Origin of the sequence: Methanocella paludicola SANAE (assembly GCF_000011005.1) — an archaeon.
Lineage (GTDB): Archaea > Halobacteriota > Methanocellia > Methanocellales > Methanocellaceae > Methanocella > Methanocella paludicola.
On the sequence record NC_013665.1, the window covers coordinates 352,496 to 369,729 of the forward strand.

Consider the following 17,234-nt stretch of genomic DNA (forward strand, 5'->3'; position numbering starts at 1 on the left):
AAAGGTTTTGGCGGTTTAATCCCGATAAAGGTCATTTTACGAGCGCCTTGCCGACGACCTCGTCGAGATCGAGTAAGAACTGCTTCATGCTGGACTCGGGTATCCGGCCTCCGGCCGCCCTGGGGTGGCCTCCGCCTGTGCCCCCGTTCTTCGCCGCCGCCTCGCCGATGGCGGCGTTCAGGTCGACGTTGCCGGTGCCCCGGGCGCTGATGTCGTAGGCGTTGCGGTGGTCGCGGTACTCGACCGAGACGCCCACGGCCGCCCTGCCGTAGACCCGGGCGAATATGGCAGCCTTGCCCATGCAGCCGTTCATGTCCATGACATAAGCGACGTTCTTCAGGCGCTTCACTTCCCTCTGGACGCGCTGGCGCATCTGGTCCTCGTGGCGGGCCGCCACCAGGGCGTTCTTCGCCAGGCTGCCGATCTCCGAGGGTATGATGTTCTTCGCCAACTCCCGGACGATGCCGCGCTTGAAATCATAATCCCGGCGGCCGACCTCAATGCCCTGGGTCAGCGTGCCGGCCTGGTAATACAGGCTCCGCTTGTCCCAGTCATCGATAAGCTGCCGGGCGCCGGGCGTCATGTCCTGGTAGTCGCCGATGGCGCCGTACATGGCCACCCGGCTCATGTCCGGGCTCAGCTCGTTCTCGAAATAGTTGAACGTCAGCTCGGAGGCGCTCGCCGTGTCGTCGTGGAAGAGCCACTTCTCGCCGAATCCCGGGGGAAGCGGGTGGTGGTCGATGTAGATGATCTCGCTCTCCTTCGCCAGGGCCTCGAACTTATCCTTCATCTGCTGGCTTCTCGGAAGGTTGATGGCGATGTCGCAGACGATGATGCGGTCGTAGCCCCGGCCCTCGTCGATGTCCGTGAGGACCGATACCGGGTTGGTGAAGTATATGGGCGAATCGCCGTTCGCCGCCAGCGCCAGGGCGCCGCTGCATATTCCGTCGCTGTCGCCGTGAGTGAATATTACTGTCTTCATACGATTTCCTTCAGTTTTTGGGCGATGACGGGGCCGACGTCCACGCGGCTGAACTCGTTGTTGATCGTATTAGTAGAGATAAGGTGCGTGGCTCCGGCCCTGTACAGCCCTGCTGCCGCGTCCTCGCCGCTCAGCACGCCGTGGGTGAACGCCGCCGCTATCTTATTAGCGCCCTTTGCCCTCAGGGACTCGATCACTTTTTTTATCGTATCGCCGGTGCTCACGATGTCGTCGATTATAAGAACATCCCTGCCCCTGACATCCAGCGTCCTGGGCCGGATCTCGATCTCCTTGGGCGATATGCGGTGTTTCTCCAGCACGTCGTAGCTGCTGTTTAAAAGTTCTGCGGCCCGCTTCGCCCAGCGCTCGGACTCCGAATCGGGGCCCACTACCACGGGCTTAGCCAGGTATCTCCCTGCCTCCTTCGCGAGCGCGTCCACGGCGCTCACCTCGTGCAGCCTGATCGAGCTCATGCCCGATAGCTCCCCGAGGCCCAGACGATGAAGATGAATATCGACACTTACAATATCATTCACGCCGGCCTTTTCCAGCATCCGGAGCATCGTCTTCACGCCGATGCCCTCGCCCTCCTCGTGGCGGGTATCCTGCCGGGTATAAGCCAGGTAAGGCACTACGGCGATGACCCTCTCCGCGCCCAGCTCTTTAAGCAGATCCGTGGTAAGCTCCATCTCGACGAGCATCTCGTTCGGGTACGGGTGCATGGTCTGCACGTAGACGGCCGTGCCCTTCACCGCAGGGGCGACGACGTGGGTCTCACCGTCCGGGAACTTCTCGACGACTGGAAAGAGGGCCTTCACGCCCAGGGACTGGGCGATGCTGAGCGCCATCCCGGGGTGGCTCGAGCCTGCGACGACGACTGGCAACATAATATTTAAATCTTACACAATAAACCATTAAAAGCTTTCAGTACGCTCGAAGCTCGAAAGCTCTATCGCCGAAGCGCGCACAAATATAGATATATAAGAAGCGATACTAATCGAGTGAACTTAACAATACGATACGTTCATTCATATCATCCGGAGGATCCAAAGTTTGCCACAACCCGTTGTCAACATCGGTATGGTGGGCCACGTCGACCACGGAAAGACGACGCTTGTGAGCGCCCTTTCCGGCGTCTGGACCGACACCCATAGCGAAGAATTAAAGAGAGGCATATCCATCAGGCTGGGATACGCCGACTGTACCTTTTATAAATGTACGAACTGTAACGAGCCGGAGTGCTACACCTCGAAGCCTGAGTGCGCGGCGTGCGGCACAAAGGACCTGGCGCCGTTGAGGACCGTGTCCTTCGTGGACTCGCCGGGCCACGAGACGCTCATGGCCACGATGCTCTCGGGCGCCGCCATCATGGACGGCGCCGTTTTAGTGATCGCCGCCAACGAGCCGTGCCCCCAGCCCCAGACCAAGGAGCACTTAATGGCGCTGGACATCATCGGCATCAAGAATGTGGTCATCGCGCAGAACAAGATCGACATCGTGAGCCGCGAAGAGGCGATCAAGCACTATAACCAGATCAAGCAGTTCGTGAAGGGCACGGTGGCCGAGAACGCCCCGATCGTGCCCGTATCAGCACAGCAGAACATCAACATCGACGTGCTCATAAAGACCATAGAGGAGACCATCCCGACCCCGAAGCACGACCTGAACAAGCCGGGCATCATGCAGGTGGCCCGCTCCTTTGACGTCAACCGCCCCGGCACAGTGCCGGCGAAGCTGAACGGCGGAGTGCTGGGAGGCACGATCTCCCAGGGCACTTTCAAGGTCAAGGACGACATCGAGATACGCCCCGGCCGGAAGGTCGAGCACGAGGGCCGCACGCGGTGGGAGCCGATCGCGACCAGCGTCGTGAAGCTCGTCTACGGCGGCGACTCGGTGGAAGAGGCGACGCCCGGCGGCCTGCTGGCCGTCGGCACGAAGCTCGACCCCTCCATGACCAAGAGCGACGCGCTGGCCGGCCAGGTGGCCGGTAAGCCAGGGTCGCTGCCCCCGGTGTGGCACAAGTTCGTCATGAAGACCCAGCTCCTGGAGCGGGTGGTCGGCGTGGCCGACGAGGCCGCAATGGTAAAGGCCATATCCACGAGCGAGCCGCTGATGCTGAGCATCGGCACCTCCACGACCATCGGCGTCGTCACGTCCGCCAGGAAGGATGCGGCCGAAGTGGCCCTCAAGCGGCCGGTCTGTGCCGAAGTGGGCTCCCGCATCGCCATCAGCCGGCGTATTGGCGCCCGCTGGAGGCTCATCGGCGTAGGAGTACTGTCCAGTTGAAAGTGATCGCCGATGAAGGTCATCGTCGACACTAACGGCTTCATGGTGCAGGCGCAGTTCGGTGTCGACATAATGGATGAGCTTGGCCGGCTGGGCTACGATGAATGTATCGTGCCTTCCGCCGTGCTCGACGAATTAAAAATGCTCGAGAAGAAGGTCCGGGGCAAGGATAAGCTGGCCGTCGCCGTTGCCACGGCGCTGGCGAGGCGCTGTCAGGGCGTCGATGCCCGCGGGAACGCCGACGATGTCATCGTCAGCCTCGCAAAACAGCTCGACGCCGACGTGTTCACCAACGACGCCGAATTGAGAAAACGGCTCAGATCACAGGGCACGAAGACCGTCTACATGCGCTCGAAGCACAAGCTCGAGACGGACTACATGTAAATCCCCCTAAAACCGATTCATTAATATAATTGAATGTAATCTAACAGGTGCGTTCAGGAAGGAAAGAGACAATGTACAGGAAAGTCAGGCTTGTTGATATCATACGGATACCGCCGCAGAGGCTGGAAGAAGACCTCGAGCAGGTCATCACCGAGACCATACGGGATAAGCTGGAGGGGCGCATCGATAAGGCCCTCGGCTCTATTGTTGCGGTGCTCGACATCGTCGACATCGGCGAGGGGCACATCCTGGTGGGCGACGGCGCCGTCTACTATGAGGTGACGTTCGACGCCATATCTTACCGCCCCGAATTACAGGAGATCGTGGAGGGGCAGGTGGTCGAGATCGTGGCCTTCGGCGCGTTCGTGAGCGTGGGGCCCATCGATTGTCTGGTGCACGTCAGCCAGGTGGCGGACGAGTTCATGTCCTACGACGAGAAGAATTCCCGGCTGGTCAGCAAGGAGTCCAGCAAGTCGCTCGGAGAGGGCGACAGCGTGCGCGCCCGCATCGTGGCGGTCAGCCTCAACGAGCACGACGCCCGCGAGAGCAAGATCGGCCTGACGATGAGGCAGGTCGCGCTGGGCAAGCTCGAGTGGATCGAGGAGGAGCAGCGCCGTAAGGAAAAGGGCGAGCGGCCCGAGAAGGCCAGGGCTTCGTAGGCCCTGCCATAACTCTTTTTTCGTACCAGTAAAGTTTAAGCTTGATTATCCCGCATTCTCTGGATAGGGATGCTTATTGAAGCTCGTTCACGTGACGGGAGATACCTATTATGTCCCCGGATTGACCAACGTCGGCGTCTATAAGGACTACGTCATCGACCCCGGGAAGAACGAGCGCGTCGACTGGGCGAGGCCGGAGACCTCTTTTGGGAGAAAGATATCGGCCGCCCTAATTACCCACGGCCATAACGATCACTTCTGGCACGCGTCCGACATGCAGGCCAGGGGCACGAAGATCTATGCCCCGAGGGACGAGCGCCCCATGGTGGAGAACATCGACGTCCACACGAATGGCTTTTTTCTATGGACGAGGCCCCCGGACGGCATGAAGCCCTGGTATTTCAGGGGCACGCCGTGCCGGCTTGACGGCATCGTCGAAGGCCTGGACATGCCCTTAAAGGCCATACCTCTGAAAGGCCACACCGACTGGCACACTGGCTACATGACGCCCGACGGCGTACTGATGGCCGGCGACAGCATCGTGGATAAAAAAGTCTGGGATACGACCGGCATCGTCTACAATACGAATATCCCCCGGACGCGCCAGACGCTTCAGGATATCATTGACATCGACGCTGATTTTGTCGTGCCGGCGCACGCGAAGGCGGTCACGAAGGACGAGGCGGTAGAGCAGGCCGAGGGTAACCTGCAGGGGCTGGACCGGCTTGAGCATATCATCCTCGACGCCCTGGATACGCGGGGCGTCTCGACCGAAGATATCGTGTGCCGGGTCTCTCATGCGCTGAGCCTCAGGGACGTGTTCAACGACTATCTCGTCTGCGAGACGGTCGTCCGGGCGTTCTTATTCGCCCTCGAGGAGGACGGCGCCGTCGACTACGAGCTTAAGGGCCACCGGGTGCTGTGGCGCGTCAGGGCCTGAAGATCTCACTATCATCGAGCGAAAAACGCCGATATCGCTGAGAGGCCCCTATGGCTTTAGACTTAGACCCGATCTACCTGGTGAACCTGTTCCTGGCCGTCATCATAGTAGCCATCGGATTCGCTTCTTATCGGCTAAATAAGAACCGGATACCTCTCTACATCGCCATCGGCTTCCTTGGCTTCGCCGTCAGCCACCTGGCTTTTATTCTCGGCTTCCGGGCGGAAGCGGAAAATTATCTAATTGTCGTGCGCATCCTTGCCTACATCGTGATACTTCTCGGCCTGTACTTTAGCTGGCAGCAGACGAAGACCTACGTGGCTGAGCTTTCCGAGAAGAACCGGCGGCTCGAGGAGGAGATGGCAAGCCGCAGGCAGATGGAGGAGACATACAGGAGCATCTTCGAGAACACGCTCACGCCCATGATCATCGTGAACGAGGACATGACGGTGTACCTCCCGAACCAGGGGTTCGAAACGATGTCCGGTTACACCAGAAGGGAACTAGAGAGCGGAATGAAGATCACGAAATTCTATCTCGGCGACGAGGCCGATATGGCCATCCGGTACCATAAGGCACGGAGGGCCGACCCCGGGTCGGCGCCGAAGTCATACGAGTTCCACTTCGTCGATGCAGGCGGTAACATCAAGGACGTGATCGTGAACGTCGCCATGCTTCCCGGGTCGATGATGAGCCTGCTGTCATTCCTGGACATATCGGAGCGCAAGCATGCCGAGGAAGCGCTGCAGGAGAGCGAGAATAAGTTCCGCGTCCTCGCAGAGACATCGCTGGCCGTCGTGTGTGTCTACCAGGGCGACCGGTTCGTGTACGTGAACCCATCGACCGAGCGCATCACGGGATATTCCAGGAATGAGCTCCTGGAGATGAACTTTTGGGACTTTGTGCATCCCGATTATAAGGAGCTGATAAGGGAGCGTGGGCTGGCAAGGCAAAATGGAGCGGACGTCCCCTCGCGGTACGAGATCAAGCTGATGACGAAGTCGGGGGAGGAGCGGTGGGCTGACGTGAGCGCCGGGCTCGTCCCGTATTACGGCAGGCCGGCGGCGCTCGTCAACATGTTCGATATCACGGAGCGCAAGCAGATCGAGGAAGACCTCCTGGACTCGAAGCTCCAGGCCGAGCTGTACGTGGACCTGATGAGCCACGACATCAACAACCTGAACCAGGCGGCCATGGGCTACCTGGAGCTGGCGGAGGGGGCCCCGGAGGAAGACAGCAAGCGGTACATATCGAGGTCGCTGGACGCGCTGAACAACAGCGCCCGGCTAATCGATAACGTGAGGAAGCTCCAGCGCGCCCGGTCTGGTAAAGGGCAGGAGACTGTCGATATAGGCACCATGCTCGAGGAGGTGGCGGCCATGTACGCGGTCGTGCCGGGCAGGGACGTGGCCATTCATTATTCGCCCGTGACGGGGAGGCTCGTCAAGGCCGACAGCCTGCTCAGGGACGTCTTCACGAACATCGTCGGGAACGCGATCAATCATTCGTCCGGGCCCGTGAGGGTCGAGATCGCCGTGGCCGGCATCGCCGTCGATGGCCGGGAGTACTGGAAAATCGCATTCGAGGATAACGGGCCCGGGGTCCCGGACGAGCTGAAAAATAAGATATTCAACCGGCTGCAGCGCGGCGCCACGAAGAGCAAGGGCCATGGCCTGGGCCTGCACCTGGCCAAGACGCTGGTCGAGGGCTACGGCGGCAGTGTCCACGTCGAGGACCGTATGCCCGGGGACCGGGGCCAGGGAAGCCGCTTCGTCGTGCTGCTCCCGGCCTACAGGCCCGTTCCCGTGTCCTCGTGAGCGTAGGGCGGGCTGCATATGCAGAGTATTCGCAGCGCCCCTACCCCAGTATTCTTTATGTTATGCCGCTTCCCGGGAAGGATCAGTATGGCATCGCCCTGGATGACGGCTAACGCATCGCCGCCCAGGCTCATCTCACCGCAGCCCTCGAGAATATAATAGACTTCCTGCGACCTGTGGTGCACATGAGCCACCGTCTCCTGTCCCGCATCGACCCGGGCCTCCGCGACGCTGAAGCCGGCGACAGGGGACGAACCGGGGTGAAAAAGCTCCCATATCCTGGACCCGTCCTTCGTCACATAGGAAGATATATTAGAGCGATTATGCATCATATGGAGTCATCATTAACGTGAACCTTTAAGGTATTAAAACGTGATAGAAACCCGAAGGCCCGTGATATCAAAATGGCTTCAAAAAGTAATGGCCCGGCCCTCGTGGCCGGCAACTCGTATTATCTGCCCGCGATGAGCAACGCGGGGCTTTTCAAGGGATACGTGATCGACCCCGGCTCCGTCGGATACGCCGACGTGGGCAGGGATGATATCCATACCGTACTGATCACCCACGGCCACAACGACCACTTCCGCCGGGCGAGGGAGTTCAGGGAGCGCGGCGCCCGGGTCATCGCCTCGAAGGAAGACGCCCTGCTCGTCAGGAACCCGGAGGTCAATGTGCGCGGGCTGTTCAGCTGGGCGCGGCCGCCGAAGGAAATGATCACCCCGTACTTCCAGGGCGACGCCTGCGAGGTCGACCTCTACATCGAGGACTGGCTGGACTCGTCCATCCGGGCTATTTATTTGCCCGGCCACACGCTGGGCGAGTACGGGTTCATCACCGAGGACGGCGTCCTGTACTCGGCCGACTCGCTATACTCGAAGGAGCTCTGGGGCAAGTACAAGCTGCCCTACAGCATCGACCCGGACCTGTGCCGCGAGTCGATCAGAAAGATAAAGACCCTGGACTTCGACTACCTGGTGCCGGGCCACGGCGATCCTTTGAGCAGGGAGGATGCGCTCAAGGCCGCGGACTTCCACCTGAGCCAGCTCGACTTCGTGGACGAGGTCGTCCTCGAGCTTCTCAGGGAGCCCGTATCGACCGAGAGCCTGGTCACGAAGTTCTGCTACGAGCTCGACCTGTATAAGAGCCTGAATAACTACTGGCTGACGCTGGTGATGCTGAAGGGCCACCTGAGCAGCCTCAACCACCAGGGCAGGGTGGCATACAAGCTCGAGAACTACTGCATGTTCTGGTTTAAATCAAAGTAGAAGCGATACCATCAAATTGAATATGACGCCCGAACAACGAAAACATCTCGGCATTAATAACTCGACACTATGGTATATCCAGAAGAACCTGTGTGAGGGGAAAAAGTCAAGTTAAACGATAAGGTCAAGGCTAAAATTTTTTAACGTACTTAGTTTATGAGTGGTTGCAAGGGCCTGAAAATATAAATATGGGGCATTCATTTTATAAAATAATGACGATGTTATGAGCCCTAAACCCTCCTCCACTTTAATGCCTGATGCGAATAAGACCAGGGAACAGCTTTTATCAGAATTACAAGAGCTCAAGGCTCAGGTGGCTTTTCTTAGGGAAATGGAAGCTAAAAGCAAGGGCATCATTGAATCCTTGCGTGAGAGCGAGAAAAAGTATCGCACAGTCGCTGACAATACCTATGATTGGTCGTTCTGGTTGGACCCGAACGGTGATTTCATATACACGTCGCCGTCTTGCGAAAGGATAACCGGGTATAGGCCCGAAGAGTTCAAGAAAGACCCGGACTTGCTATCAAAAATCTTGCATCCTGATGACAAGGAAGCCTTTAAAAAACACGTGTACGAGCACGAAAAAAAAGCCGGACCTGGCGACCTTGAGTTACGCTTAGTCACAAAAACCGGTATTATTATATGGATTCACCACATGTGCCAGCCGGTTTTTGATGAGCAGAAACATTTCCTTGGATCAATAGGAAGTAATCGCGATATCACGACTCGTAAGAGCGCTGAATTAGCATTACAAGAGGCTAAAAGGTTGGCTGAAATGTACGTGGAGCTCATGGGCCATGACATCAATAATAAGAACCAGGTGGGTATAGGTTATCTTGAACTGGTGCTCAATGAGCCGGGCCTCAGCGAAGACGTAAAACGATCCATTGAAAAAGCCCTTGGAGCGCTTCATGACAGCTCGGGAATCATCAATAACGTAGAAAAGCTCCAGCGCATTAGTTCGGGTAAAGTTAAAGTCGAAAAGATCGACCTCGGGCAAAAATTGGTCGACATTCGGGCCCGCTACCTGGAGTCTCCAGGCAAGGCAGTCACCATAAACTATACCCCGGAGAAAGAGTGTTTTGTATGGGCAAACGAGCTTTTGACGGACATATTTTCGAATATCATAGAGAACGCCATTAAGCATTCCCGTGGCCCGGTGACAATCGATATCAAGCGGGGCGAAATGATACGGGACGGTAAATATTATTGTAAGGTCACCATAGACGACAATGGGCCCGGTATACCGGATGAACTAAAGGAGCGACTGTTCGCGCGGTTCCAGCGAGGGGTAACTCGAGCCAAGGGTAAAGGGCTCGGTCTATATCTTGTTAAATCCCTTGTCGAAAGTTATGGTGGAATGGTGTGGGTTGAGGACCGGGTACGGGGCGACCACACGGGGGGAGCCAGATTCGTGGTCGCGTTGCCTGCGGTTGAGAAGTAGTTATATTCGCTTATTTTAAAAGAAAAAGTCCAGATTTAAAAGATACCATATACCCCGAAATAGAAGCGGGACACGCATAATCTGAACCGGTTCATAAACGATTTTAGCCTTTGAGCTATATGTAAAAATCACTATAGTATGGATGCATTTTTTAAAAATAATCTAGCTTATATTCTGGTACGCGGTGTAAGCCGGCGAGCTGTGGAACTTCATTAATTCCTTTATCCTTGCGCCGATCATCGGGTGCGATGCCAGCCTCTGGAGCACCTTAGACGGCGCCTCCGAAGGAGGCGCCTCGCCCTTTTCATTTGCCAGGTCTTTCACGCTGACTCGGTCGATGAACTCCTTTCCGGTGACCAGCTTCAGCAGGGCCCGGACGGACGCGTCGATGTTCCGGGAGGCGACGAGCCCTCCCCGGTCGCACCTGTACTCGTTGTACTGCGGGGCGATGACGTATGGGAGGCCCAGCCCGGGTATGCGCCTCCATCGGCCGTACTTTGCGTGTGATATCTCATGCCCCAGGATGAACAGTAATTCGTCCTGGTCCATCGCCCGAAGGAGCCCGGTATTGATAATGATGACCTTCTTTCTCAGGCCCAGGCGCACCAGGTAAGCGTTCACCGCCGGGCTCTGGGAGACGTACGTATCGGGCGCCTGCACGTGGAGCCTCTCCGCGGCCAGCCCTACGATATCGTATATCTCCGGGAACGCATGGGGCGAGGCCTTGAGGCTGTTGCGGAGCATGGCCTGGATGATGCGGTAGCTGTTAAAAGAATTAAATAGAATGATGCCGGCCGTCGCCCCTACTGCCAGGCTGGCCGCCAGGTAGGCGAAAGACCAGAAGGTCTCCATGCCCAGCGGGGACAGGCTCCTGTAAGCCTCCGCCGCGAGAATAATGACCAGCCCCAGTATCAGGGCTAGTATAATGTAAAAAGTGATGCCCTGCCTGCGCTCCCCGCTCACGTAATACTCGTCGGCGCCGTTTTTCTTCGAGGCGTTCATCCCTGTGATATAACGCTGCCCCGGTATATCTTTCATTGGGTATTTTACACGGGCGGCCCGCCCTCGCCCCCGGCCTCCGGCGAGCCCTCGGCCGCCGCCTTTTCCTTAACCGGCTCCTTTTTCTCCCGGATCTCACGCTTCGTCTCGGGTATCCCCTCGGGTGTGTTCAGCCGATCGTCGCTCATCATCGTCTATGTGGCCTGAGGGAACGGATAAATGATGCCGCCCGTAAATGCGGGACAATTCGGGGAACATGACGCCATAAAGCTCGCCCCCGATGGCGGACATGGCCACATAGGCCACGAAGATCACGCCCAGGCCGGCCGCGTCCATGCTTATCGCGTAGGCCGGGGGGAACACGCTCTCCGATAAGGCCAGCATCAGCCCGCATAGCCCGGCACCGGACAGGGCCGTCACGAGCCCGGAGGCCAGCGAGGCCATGGAAGTAGAGCCTGGCGGCCTCTCGTCAAAAGGAGAACTCGCGGCCCAGCGGGCGAGCATGCCCGAGACCACCATCGTAGCGGGAACTAGCACGCCCGCCATCATCGAAAAAGGCACGAGCGGGTCGAGCGAGAGCGCCCGCCATGTAAGCCCGGACAGCAGAAAGCAAAACCCGATCAGTAAGCCGCAAAAGATGCCCGTGTGTATGGCCGATCTCAACGATATCTCCCATGAGACGTATCGTCTACGGCCTAAAGAGCGTTATCCGGCTTTTGTAGCCTTTTCAGGGATAAAGCGGCGCATTCCCGCACGCCCCGGTACCTGTCGCCGAGCGCCTGCCTCAGCGGCCCAATCGCTTTTACATCACCGATATCGCCCAGCGCCTTTGCGGCCGCCTGGCGCACGTCGCTGTTCGGGTCGTGCAGCGCGTCCACAAGGGGCTCCACGGCCTCGTCAGCCTTCATGTCCCCCAGGGCGCAGGCCGCCTTCCGGGATAGCCATCCGTTCTTCAGGGCCCCGATCAGGCCGTTCACGTCGTTGGCTTTTCTCATGCGGTCGACTATTTGCCGCTCAAACCTGTCGACCAGGATGAAGCCCAGGGCAAGCACGCACATGGCGAGCAAAAAGGCGAACAGGTTCGGATACGGGTTGCCCTCCCCGGCGGGCATTGCGGACATGGCGCCGGCGGCGCCCGAAAAATAGCTCAACGTCACGAGGGCCAGAACCGCCCCTGTCTTACGCATAAATACACCTAAGAATAAATTGACATTTAAATATTAATCTTTATCCACGTGCTGTAGTATAAAAATAGGTACATTTTTCACACTTGGTATTACGAACGTTAACTTTTTTATACTATAGCACATAACTACTATTCTGGCTTCCGCTCAAGCGGAAACATGGGAGGAACATCATGGATAACGTTGAGAAATTCGGCCTGCTGGTCGTAGGGCACGGCAGCTCGATGCCCTATAACAAGCAGCTCATACAGGACATCGCGGACATGCTCTCGAAGAAGATGCCACAGGCCATAACAAGGATAGGGTTCATGAACATCAACAAGCCCACCATCAAGGACGGCCTCGACAGTTTCAAGGGCACCGGCATCAAGAAGATCGTCGTGTTCCCGCTGTTTTTAGCGAAGGGTGTTCACACGACGGAGGACGTGCCGGGGCTCATCGGCCTGGGCGAGGGACAAAAGCGCATCTCATATAACGGCTATGACATCGTATACGCCGACCCGCTGGGCGCGGACGAGATGATCGCCGAGCTTTCCGCCAGGCGCGTCCGGGAAGCGTTCACCAGATACACCGGGAACTAGACATATGGAGCCCGGCGCCACCATCGGCGTGCTGGACATCAACCACGGCGGGCTGCTGCTGGCCGAAAGGCTGCGCGGCCTGGGCTACGGCGCCTTCGCCGTGGACGTCTACGGCACTAAAGAAGCCAGGGACGGCACTAAGAAGACGAGCACAGGGGCTCCCGTGCTCAAGCCAGACGAAGTCGGAGACTTCGATGTGCTGGCCGTCCCGGTGCATATGCCCACGATCCCCCTCCTCCGGAGGGCATTTGCGGAAAATAAGCCCGTGCTCACCCACCATGAGCTGACTGGCTTCATCGTCCGAAAGTCCGGGCTGCTGATGAGTAAGTGCGTCGAGGTTACCGGCACCTACGGCAAGACCACGGCCTGCATGCTCATGGCACGCATGTTCCCGCGGGAGGACGTGCTGCTGCACACGAGCCGGGGCCTGTTTTATAATGGCGAGCTGATCGAGAGGCTGAGCATCACGCCCGCGAACATCATAAGGGCCCTGGAGCTTGCGGCCGATAAGCGGCCCACTCTGTGCATCTTCGAGGTGTCGCTGGGCCTCTGCGGGATCGGCGACGTGAGCGTCATCACCACGCTGGACAGGGATTACCCCGTGGCCGGGGGCGAGAGGGCCGCCCGGGAGGTGAAGCTAAGCTCGCTGAGCCGAATGAAGCCGGGCAGCATTCTGATCTGCGAGAATTCGCTTAGATGTGGGCGCTCGCTGAAATCCGGGAGCCCGGATAAGCTGACCTTCGGCCGGGGCGGGGACGTGTTCTATGCACCCGACGGCAGGGTACGCTACCGCCTTCACGATGGCACCGACGGCTGGCTGAAGATCCGCCTGAAGGGCGGCTTCGACGGCCGCGCATATCGGGGCCCGGCGCTCTGCGCGGCCGCGGCGGCGCTGGCCATGGGCGGAAAGCCCGATGGCATCCAGGATGCATTCGAAGGGTTCGACGGCATCGAGGGGCGGATGAAATTCTCCACGCTCAGCGGCCGTGTGCTCCTGGACAACTCGAACTCCGGCCTGTCCATCCAGGGAGTCGAGCGCGCGCTCGATGCTGCCGAAGAAGACGAGGGATGGAAAGTCCTCGTCGTTGGCGAGGAGTCGTATAACGTCTGCGACGGCCTGGACCCCGAAAAAGTGAAGTCTTTATTGAGCGACCCCCGGTTCGACGAGGCCGTGCTCGTGGGCGGCAGGCTGCGCGTTGAAGGTCACGCGCACGCGGACAGCCTTGAGGCCGGCCTCGCGCTGGCCCTGGAAAAGACCGAGCCGGGCGATACAATCATAAGCTGCGTTAAGACATGGAGGTGAACGTATGGAACAACTAGCGACCGCCGGGCGCATCATCCAGCCCCGCCCCAGCTCTATCGTCGCCGCGCTATACACGTTGCGCGATCTGGACACGGATGTCGCCATTCTCCACGGCCCTCCGGGGTGCTGCTTCAAGCATTCCCGGCTCCTGGAGGAGGACGGCATGCACGTCGTCACCACGGCGATGTGCGACTCGGACTACGTCTTCGGCGGCCACGACCTGCTCGTGAACGTCCTGGAAAAGGTCATCGACCGGTTCCACCCGAGGACCGTGGGCATCGTGGGGACCTGCGCGAGCATGATCATCGGCGAGAACTTTCACCGTGCCGTCGAAGAGGCCGACGTGGAAGTGCCGGTCATCGAGGTGGAGATCCACGCCGGGTATAGCGATAACACTCATGGGGCGATCGTGACGCTGGAGGCCGCCAATGCGGTCGGCCTGCTGAGCGAGGCAGAACTGGAAAGGCAAAAGAGAATGCTTCTACTGGCTACGGATATAGAGAAAAAGTTCGGCGCAGCCAGCAAGGACTATATCGAGCCTTCCCGCGGGGACCTGAAATACCGGGCAGCCGAACGATTACTTGAATTAATGAGGCAGGGCAAGAGGGGCCTGTCGGTCCTCAACGCAAAGAAGGAGACGGCCTACATGTTCGCCGACATCAACCTGGCCGTGAGCCAGGCCGCCCGCGCCGTAGGCGCACCTTCGCCGATCACCATCGCCAACCTGGACCCTGACGTAGGGCTCCCGAGGATACGCAGGTACGCCACAACGATCACCGCCCAGCTTAAAGAGAATGGCGTCACAATAGACCACATCACCGGGGGGCTCGACGAATACCCAATGAGCGGAGAAAAGGCCGCCCGCATCATAACGGAAAAATATTCAAACTATGATTACGTCGTGCTCTCGGGCGTACCCCATGCCGTACCATACGAAGCCATCCGGGGCATGGAGATATTCTCGATCACGAACGGGCCGAGACAGGCGGAGCCCCTGAAGGCGGCCGGGCACGGCCACGTCATGGTGGAAGTGGACCTGCACCCGAAGACGCTCGGCGTCCACGGCATGGTCGAGTCGGAGCTCGGGGAGACGCTGAGGAGCATGTTATGAAGAAGCAGCTGGCCATATACGGGAAGGGCGGCATCGGAAAGTCCTCGACGGCCTCGAACGTGGCCGCGGCCATGGGCGAAAAGGGCATCAGGGCCATGCTCATCGGGTGCGACCCGAAGAGCGACTCGTCCATCACGCTGCTCGGCGGAAGGCGGATGCCCACCATCATGGACACCCTGCGAAAAAAGGGCTCCATCGAGGAAGAGGACGTGGTATTCGAGGGCTTCAACGGGGTAAAGTGCGCCGAGGTCGGCGGCCCCGAGCCCGGCGTGGGCTGCGCCGGGAGGGGCATCATCGTGGCCGTCCAGGCGCTGCAAAAAGTATGCGACGCCATGAAAGATTCGGACGTAATTATATACGACGTCCCGGGCGACATCGTGTGCGGCGGATTCGCCGTGCCCATCACGAAGGGCATGGTGAGGGAGGCGTACATCATCACTTCGGGCGAGTACATGCCGCTCTACGCCGCCAACAATATCTGCCGGGGCCTGAAGACGCTGAACACTCCGCTGTCCGGCGTGATCTGCAACGAGAGGGAGGCGGAGCACGAGAGGGAGATCGTCGAAAAGTTCGCCGCCGCCCTGGGAGTGCCCATGCTGGCGTACATACCCCGGGACAAGCTCGTGCAGAACTGCGAGCGCGCCGGCAGGAGCGTCATCGAGGGCGCGCCGGGCTCGGAGATGGCCGGAGTATACCGGTTACTGGCCGACCGCATACTGACGGAAAAAGATAAAAAGGTTCCCGATTCATTAGAAGACGAAGACCTGAGGAAGCTAACCCAATGATGACGATGCCGAGGCTCATCCTCGCCGGCGACAGAAGCTCGGCGGGCAAGACGACCATATCGACGGGCGTAATGTCCCTTCTCCACGAGCGCGGCATGAAGGTCCAGCCTTTCAAGGTCGGGCTCGACTACATAGACCCGAGCTACCACTCACTGGCCACCGGCCGCCAGGGCGAGAACCTGGACGGCTACTTAATGTCCGAGCAGGCCATCGTCGAGGCGTTCCAGCACTCGGCCGGGGGCTCGGACATCGCTATTATCGAGGGCGTCAGGGGCCTCTACGAGGGCTTAGAGGCATTGTCCGATATCGGCTCCACGGCGCAGATCGCCAAAATACTAAAGACGCCCGTCGTGCTCGTCCTGGACGCGCAGAGCATCACCCGTAGCACGGCGGCCATCGTCAAGGGATACAAGGACTTCGATAAGGGCATCAATTTCAAGGGCGTCATCCTGAACAAGGTCGGCAGCGACCGGCACGCGGAAAAGGCCACGGCCGCCATCCAGAAGTATACGGGCGTGGAGGTGCTCGGCGCCATCCCCCGGAACAAGGGAATGAGCCTCACCATGAGGCACCTGGGGCTCGTGCCGGCACGCGAGGGGGCGTCCCGCGTGGACGACTTCGACGCCCGGATCACCAAGATCAAGGAGATCATCGGCGAGCACGTCAACCTGGACCGCCTGCTGGAGATCGCGAACGGCGCCCCGAAGCTGAGGACTGGAAAGCAGTCCATCTTCAAGCAGGAAAAAAGCGCCGGCGTCCGCATCGGCGTGGCCCTGGACGAGGCGTTCAACTTCTATTATAAGGACAACGTGGACCTGCTTCAACTGAAGGGCGCGGAAGTGGTCTACTTTAGCCCGCTTCACGACCGCGAGATCCCCGACGTGGACGGGCTCATCATCGGCGGCGGCTACCCCGAGTTCTTCGCCCGCGAGCTTTCAGATAACGGCTCCATGCGGAAGTCGATCGCGGACGCCTCCGTGAACGGCATGCCCATATACGCGGAATGCGGGGGCATGATGTACCTCACGAGCGCGCTCGAGGACGAGCACGGCAAGAAATTCGACATGGTCGGCGTGATGGGCGGGGTGGCCTCGATGAAGCACATCCGGCACATCGGGTACGTCGCCGGCCAGCTCGAAAAGGACACGCCAATCGGCGAAAAGGGCACCTTCTTCAAGGGCCACGAGTTCCACTACTCAGTCATCACGGACGTGCCGTTCGACGCGAAGTTCGCCTACCGGATGGACCGGGGCACGGGCATCAAGGATGGCCTGGACGGAATGCTCACGAACAACACGCTCGGCTCCTATACTCATTTGCACGCCGCCTCTTACGTGCCCTTCGCCCGCAGCTTCGTCGACGCCTGCGTCGAGCACAAAGGGCCGTAACGCTATCATGCTGGATACTCTTTTTAAGCGACCGCAGGAAGCGGATGCCTTCCTCAGGAGAAAAAAGTTATTATACAAAAAGCCAGAAAACAAAGGATGTTAAGCG

At 58.9% G+C, this 17,234-nt stretch carries 19 protein-coding genes; 12 read left to right on the plus strand and 7 right to left on the minus strand.

From position 1 onward, the window contains the following. Window positions 1–31 precede the first annotated feature (31 nt). Both MCP_RS01785 and MCP_RS01790 read right to left on the minus strand, forming a co-directional pair. Complete coding sequence (locus tag MCP_RS01785; protein ID WP_012899100.1) at window positions 32–982, minus strand: DHHA1 domain-containing protein; 951 nt, start codon at window positions 980–982, stop codon at window positions 32–34. Further along, a complete protein-coding gene (locus MCP_RS01790) occupies window positions 979–1,869 on the minus strand; it encodes a ribose-phosphate diphosphokinase (RefSeq protein WP_012899101.1) in 891 nt (296 codons plus the stop codon). Before MCP_RS01790 ends, MCP_RS01785 begins: the two co-directional genes overlap by 4 nt. Window positions 1,870–2,035: 166 nt before the next feature. On the opposite strand from MCP_RS01790, the gene MCP_RS01795 reads away from it, so the two are divergent. The 5 genes from MCP_RS01795 (at window position 2,036) to MCP_RS01815 (ending at window position 7,068) form a co-directional block, all read left to right on the plus strand. Next, window positions 2,036–3,268 (plus strand): translation initiation factor IF-2 subunit gamma, encoded by a 1,233-nt coding sequence (locus tag MCP_RS01795; RefSeq protein WP_012899102.1) that lies wholly within the window; start codon window positions 2,036–2,038, stop codon window positions 3,266–3,268. 12 nt (window positions 3,269–3,280) lie between these two features. After that, window positions 3,281–3,652 (plus strand): DNA-binding protein, encoded by a 372-nt coding sequence (locus tag MCP_RS01800; RefSeq protein ID WP_012899103.1) that lies wholly within the window; start codon window positions 3,281–3,283, stop codon window positions 3,650–3,652. Between the two features lie 71 nt (window positions 3,653–3,723). Further along, entirely contained in the window at window positions 3,724–4,311 is a 588-nt protein-coding gene (locus tag MCP_RS01805; protein WP_012899104.1) for a DNA-directed RNA polymerase, read from the plus strand. Window positions 4,312–4,387: 76 nt separating this feature from the next. After that, window positions 4,388–5,251, plus strand: coding sequence for an MBL fold metallo-hydrolase (locus MCP_RS01810; protein WP_012899105.1), 864 nt, complete (start codon window positions 4,388–4,390; stop codon window positions 5,249–5,251). Window positions 5,252–5,301: 50 nt separating this feature from the next. Beyond that, window positions 5,302–7,068: a PAS domain S-box protein gene (locus tag MCP_RS01815; RefSeq protein ID WP_012899106.1), complete on the plus strand. Its 1,767-nt coding sequence runs from the start codon at window positions 5,302–5,304 to the stop codon at window positions 7,066–7,068. Here the strand turns inward: MCP_RS01815 and MCP_RS01820 are convergent. Beyond that, window positions 7,041–7,400 (minus strand): cupin domain-containing protein, encoded by a 360-nt coding sequence (locus MCP_RS01820; RefSeq protein WP_012899107.1) that lies wholly within the window; start codon window positions 7,398–7,400, stop codon window positions 7,041–7,043. The genes MCP_RS01815 and MCP_RS01820 overlap by 28 nt on opposite strands. Window positions 7,401–7,472: 72 nt before the next feature. Here MCP_RS01820 and MCP_RS01825 point away from each other — a divergent pair, with 72 nt between their 5' ends. Together MCP_RS01825 and MCP_RS01830 are read left to right on the plus strand one after the other, a co-directional pair. Then, window positions 7,473–8,333, plus strand: coding sequence for an MBL fold metallo-hydrolase (locus tag MCP_RS01825; protein WP_012899108.1), 861 nt, complete (start codon window positions 7,473–7,475; stop codon window positions 8,331–8,333). A gap of 223 nt (window positions 8,334–8,556) precedes the next feature. Continuing rightward, the gene (locus tag MCP_RS01830; RefSeq protein WP_128566963.1) at window positions 8,557–9,777 is read left to right on the plus strand and encodes a PAS domain-containing sensor histidine kinase; all 1,221 of its coding nucleotides are present in this window, start codon (window positions 8,557–8,559) and stop codon (window positions 9,775–9,777) included. A 162-nt stretch (window positions 9,778–9,939) separates the two neighbouring features. Here the strand turns inward: MCP_RS01830 and MCP_RS01835 are convergent, their stop codons facing one another. The 4 genes from MCP_RS01835 to MCP_RS01845 are packed head-to-tail and all read right to left on the minus strand — an operon-like array spanning window position 9,940 to window position 11,963. After that, a complete protein-coding gene (locus MCP_RS01835; RefSeq protein ID WP_012899110.1) occupies window positions 9,940–10,815 on the minus strand; it encodes a M48 family metallopeptidase in 876 nt (291 codons plus the stop codon). 8 nt (window positions 10,816–10,823) lie between these two features. Further along, complete coding sequence (locus MCP_RS15570; protein WP_158301428.1) at window positions 10,824–10,967, minus strand: hypothetical protein; 144 nt, start codon at window positions 10,965–10,967, stop codon at window positions 10,824–10,826. After that, complete coding sequence (locus MCP_RS01840) at window positions 10,912–11,439, minus strand: hypothetical protein (RefSeq protein WP_012899111.1); 528 nt, start codon at window positions 11,437–11,439, stop codon at window positions 10,912–10,914. The genes MCP_RS15570 and MCP_RS01840 overlap by 56 nt, the downstream gene beginning before the upstream one ends. 32 nt (window positions 11,440–11,471) lie before the next feature. Continuing rightward, window positions 11,472–11,963: a HEAT repeat domain-containing protein gene (locus MCP_RS01845; RefSeq protein WP_012899112.1), complete on the minus strand. Its 492-nt coding sequence runs from the start codon at window positions 11,961–11,963 to the stop codon at window positions 11,472–11,474. 170 nt (window positions 11,964–12,133) lie between these two features. Between MCP_RS01845 and cfbA the strand changes: the two genes are divergently transcribed. The 5 genes from cfbA to cfbB are packed head-to-tail and all read left to right on the plus strand — an operon-like array spanning window position 12,134 to window position 17,128. Continuing rightward, window positions 12,134–12,541 carry a sirohydrochlorin nickelochelatase gene (gene cfbA / locus MCP_RS01850; RefSeq protein WP_012899113.1) on the plus strand — a complete coding sequence of 136 codons (408 nt, stop codon included), beginning with the start codon at window positions 12,134–12,136 and terminating at the stop codon, window positions 12,539–12,541. Window positions 12,542–12,545: 4 nt separating this feature from the next. Continuing rightward, on the plus strand, window positions 12,546–13,844 hold the full coding sequence (gene cfbE, locus MCP_RS01855) for a coenzyme F430 synthase (protein WP_012899114.1): 1,299 nt from the start codon (window positions 12,546–12,548) through the stop codon (window positions 13,842–13,844). A 4-nt stretch (window positions 13,845–13,848) separates the two neighbouring features. Continuing rightward, complete coding sequence (gene cfbD / locus MCP_RS01860) at window positions 13,849–14,955, plus strand: Ni-sirohydrochlorin a,c-diamide reductive cyclase catalytic subunit (RefSeq protein ID WP_012899115.1); 1,107 nt, start codon at window positions 13,849–13,851, stop codon at window positions 14,953–14,955. Further along, the gene (gene cfbC / locus MCP_RS01865; RefSeq protein ID WP_012899116.1) at window positions 14,952–15,740 is read left to right on the plus strand and encodes a Ni-sirohydrochlorin a,c-diamide reductive cyclase ATP-dependent reductase subunit; all 789 of its coding nucleotides are present in this window, start codon (window positions 14,952–14,954) and stop codon (window positions 15,738–15,740) included. The genes cfbD and cfbC overlap by 4 nt, the downstream gene beginning before the upstream one ends. Continuing rightward, window positions 15,737–17,128: a Ni-sirohydrochlorin a,c-diamide synthase gene (cfbB, locus tag MCP_RS01870; RefSeq protein ID WP_012899117.1), complete on the plus strand. Its 1,392-nt coding sequence runs from the start codon at window positions 15,737–15,739 to the stop codon at window positions 17,126–17,128. Before cfbC ends, cfbB begins: the two co-directional genes overlap by 4 nt. Window positions 17,129–17,234: the final 106 nt, after the last annotated feature.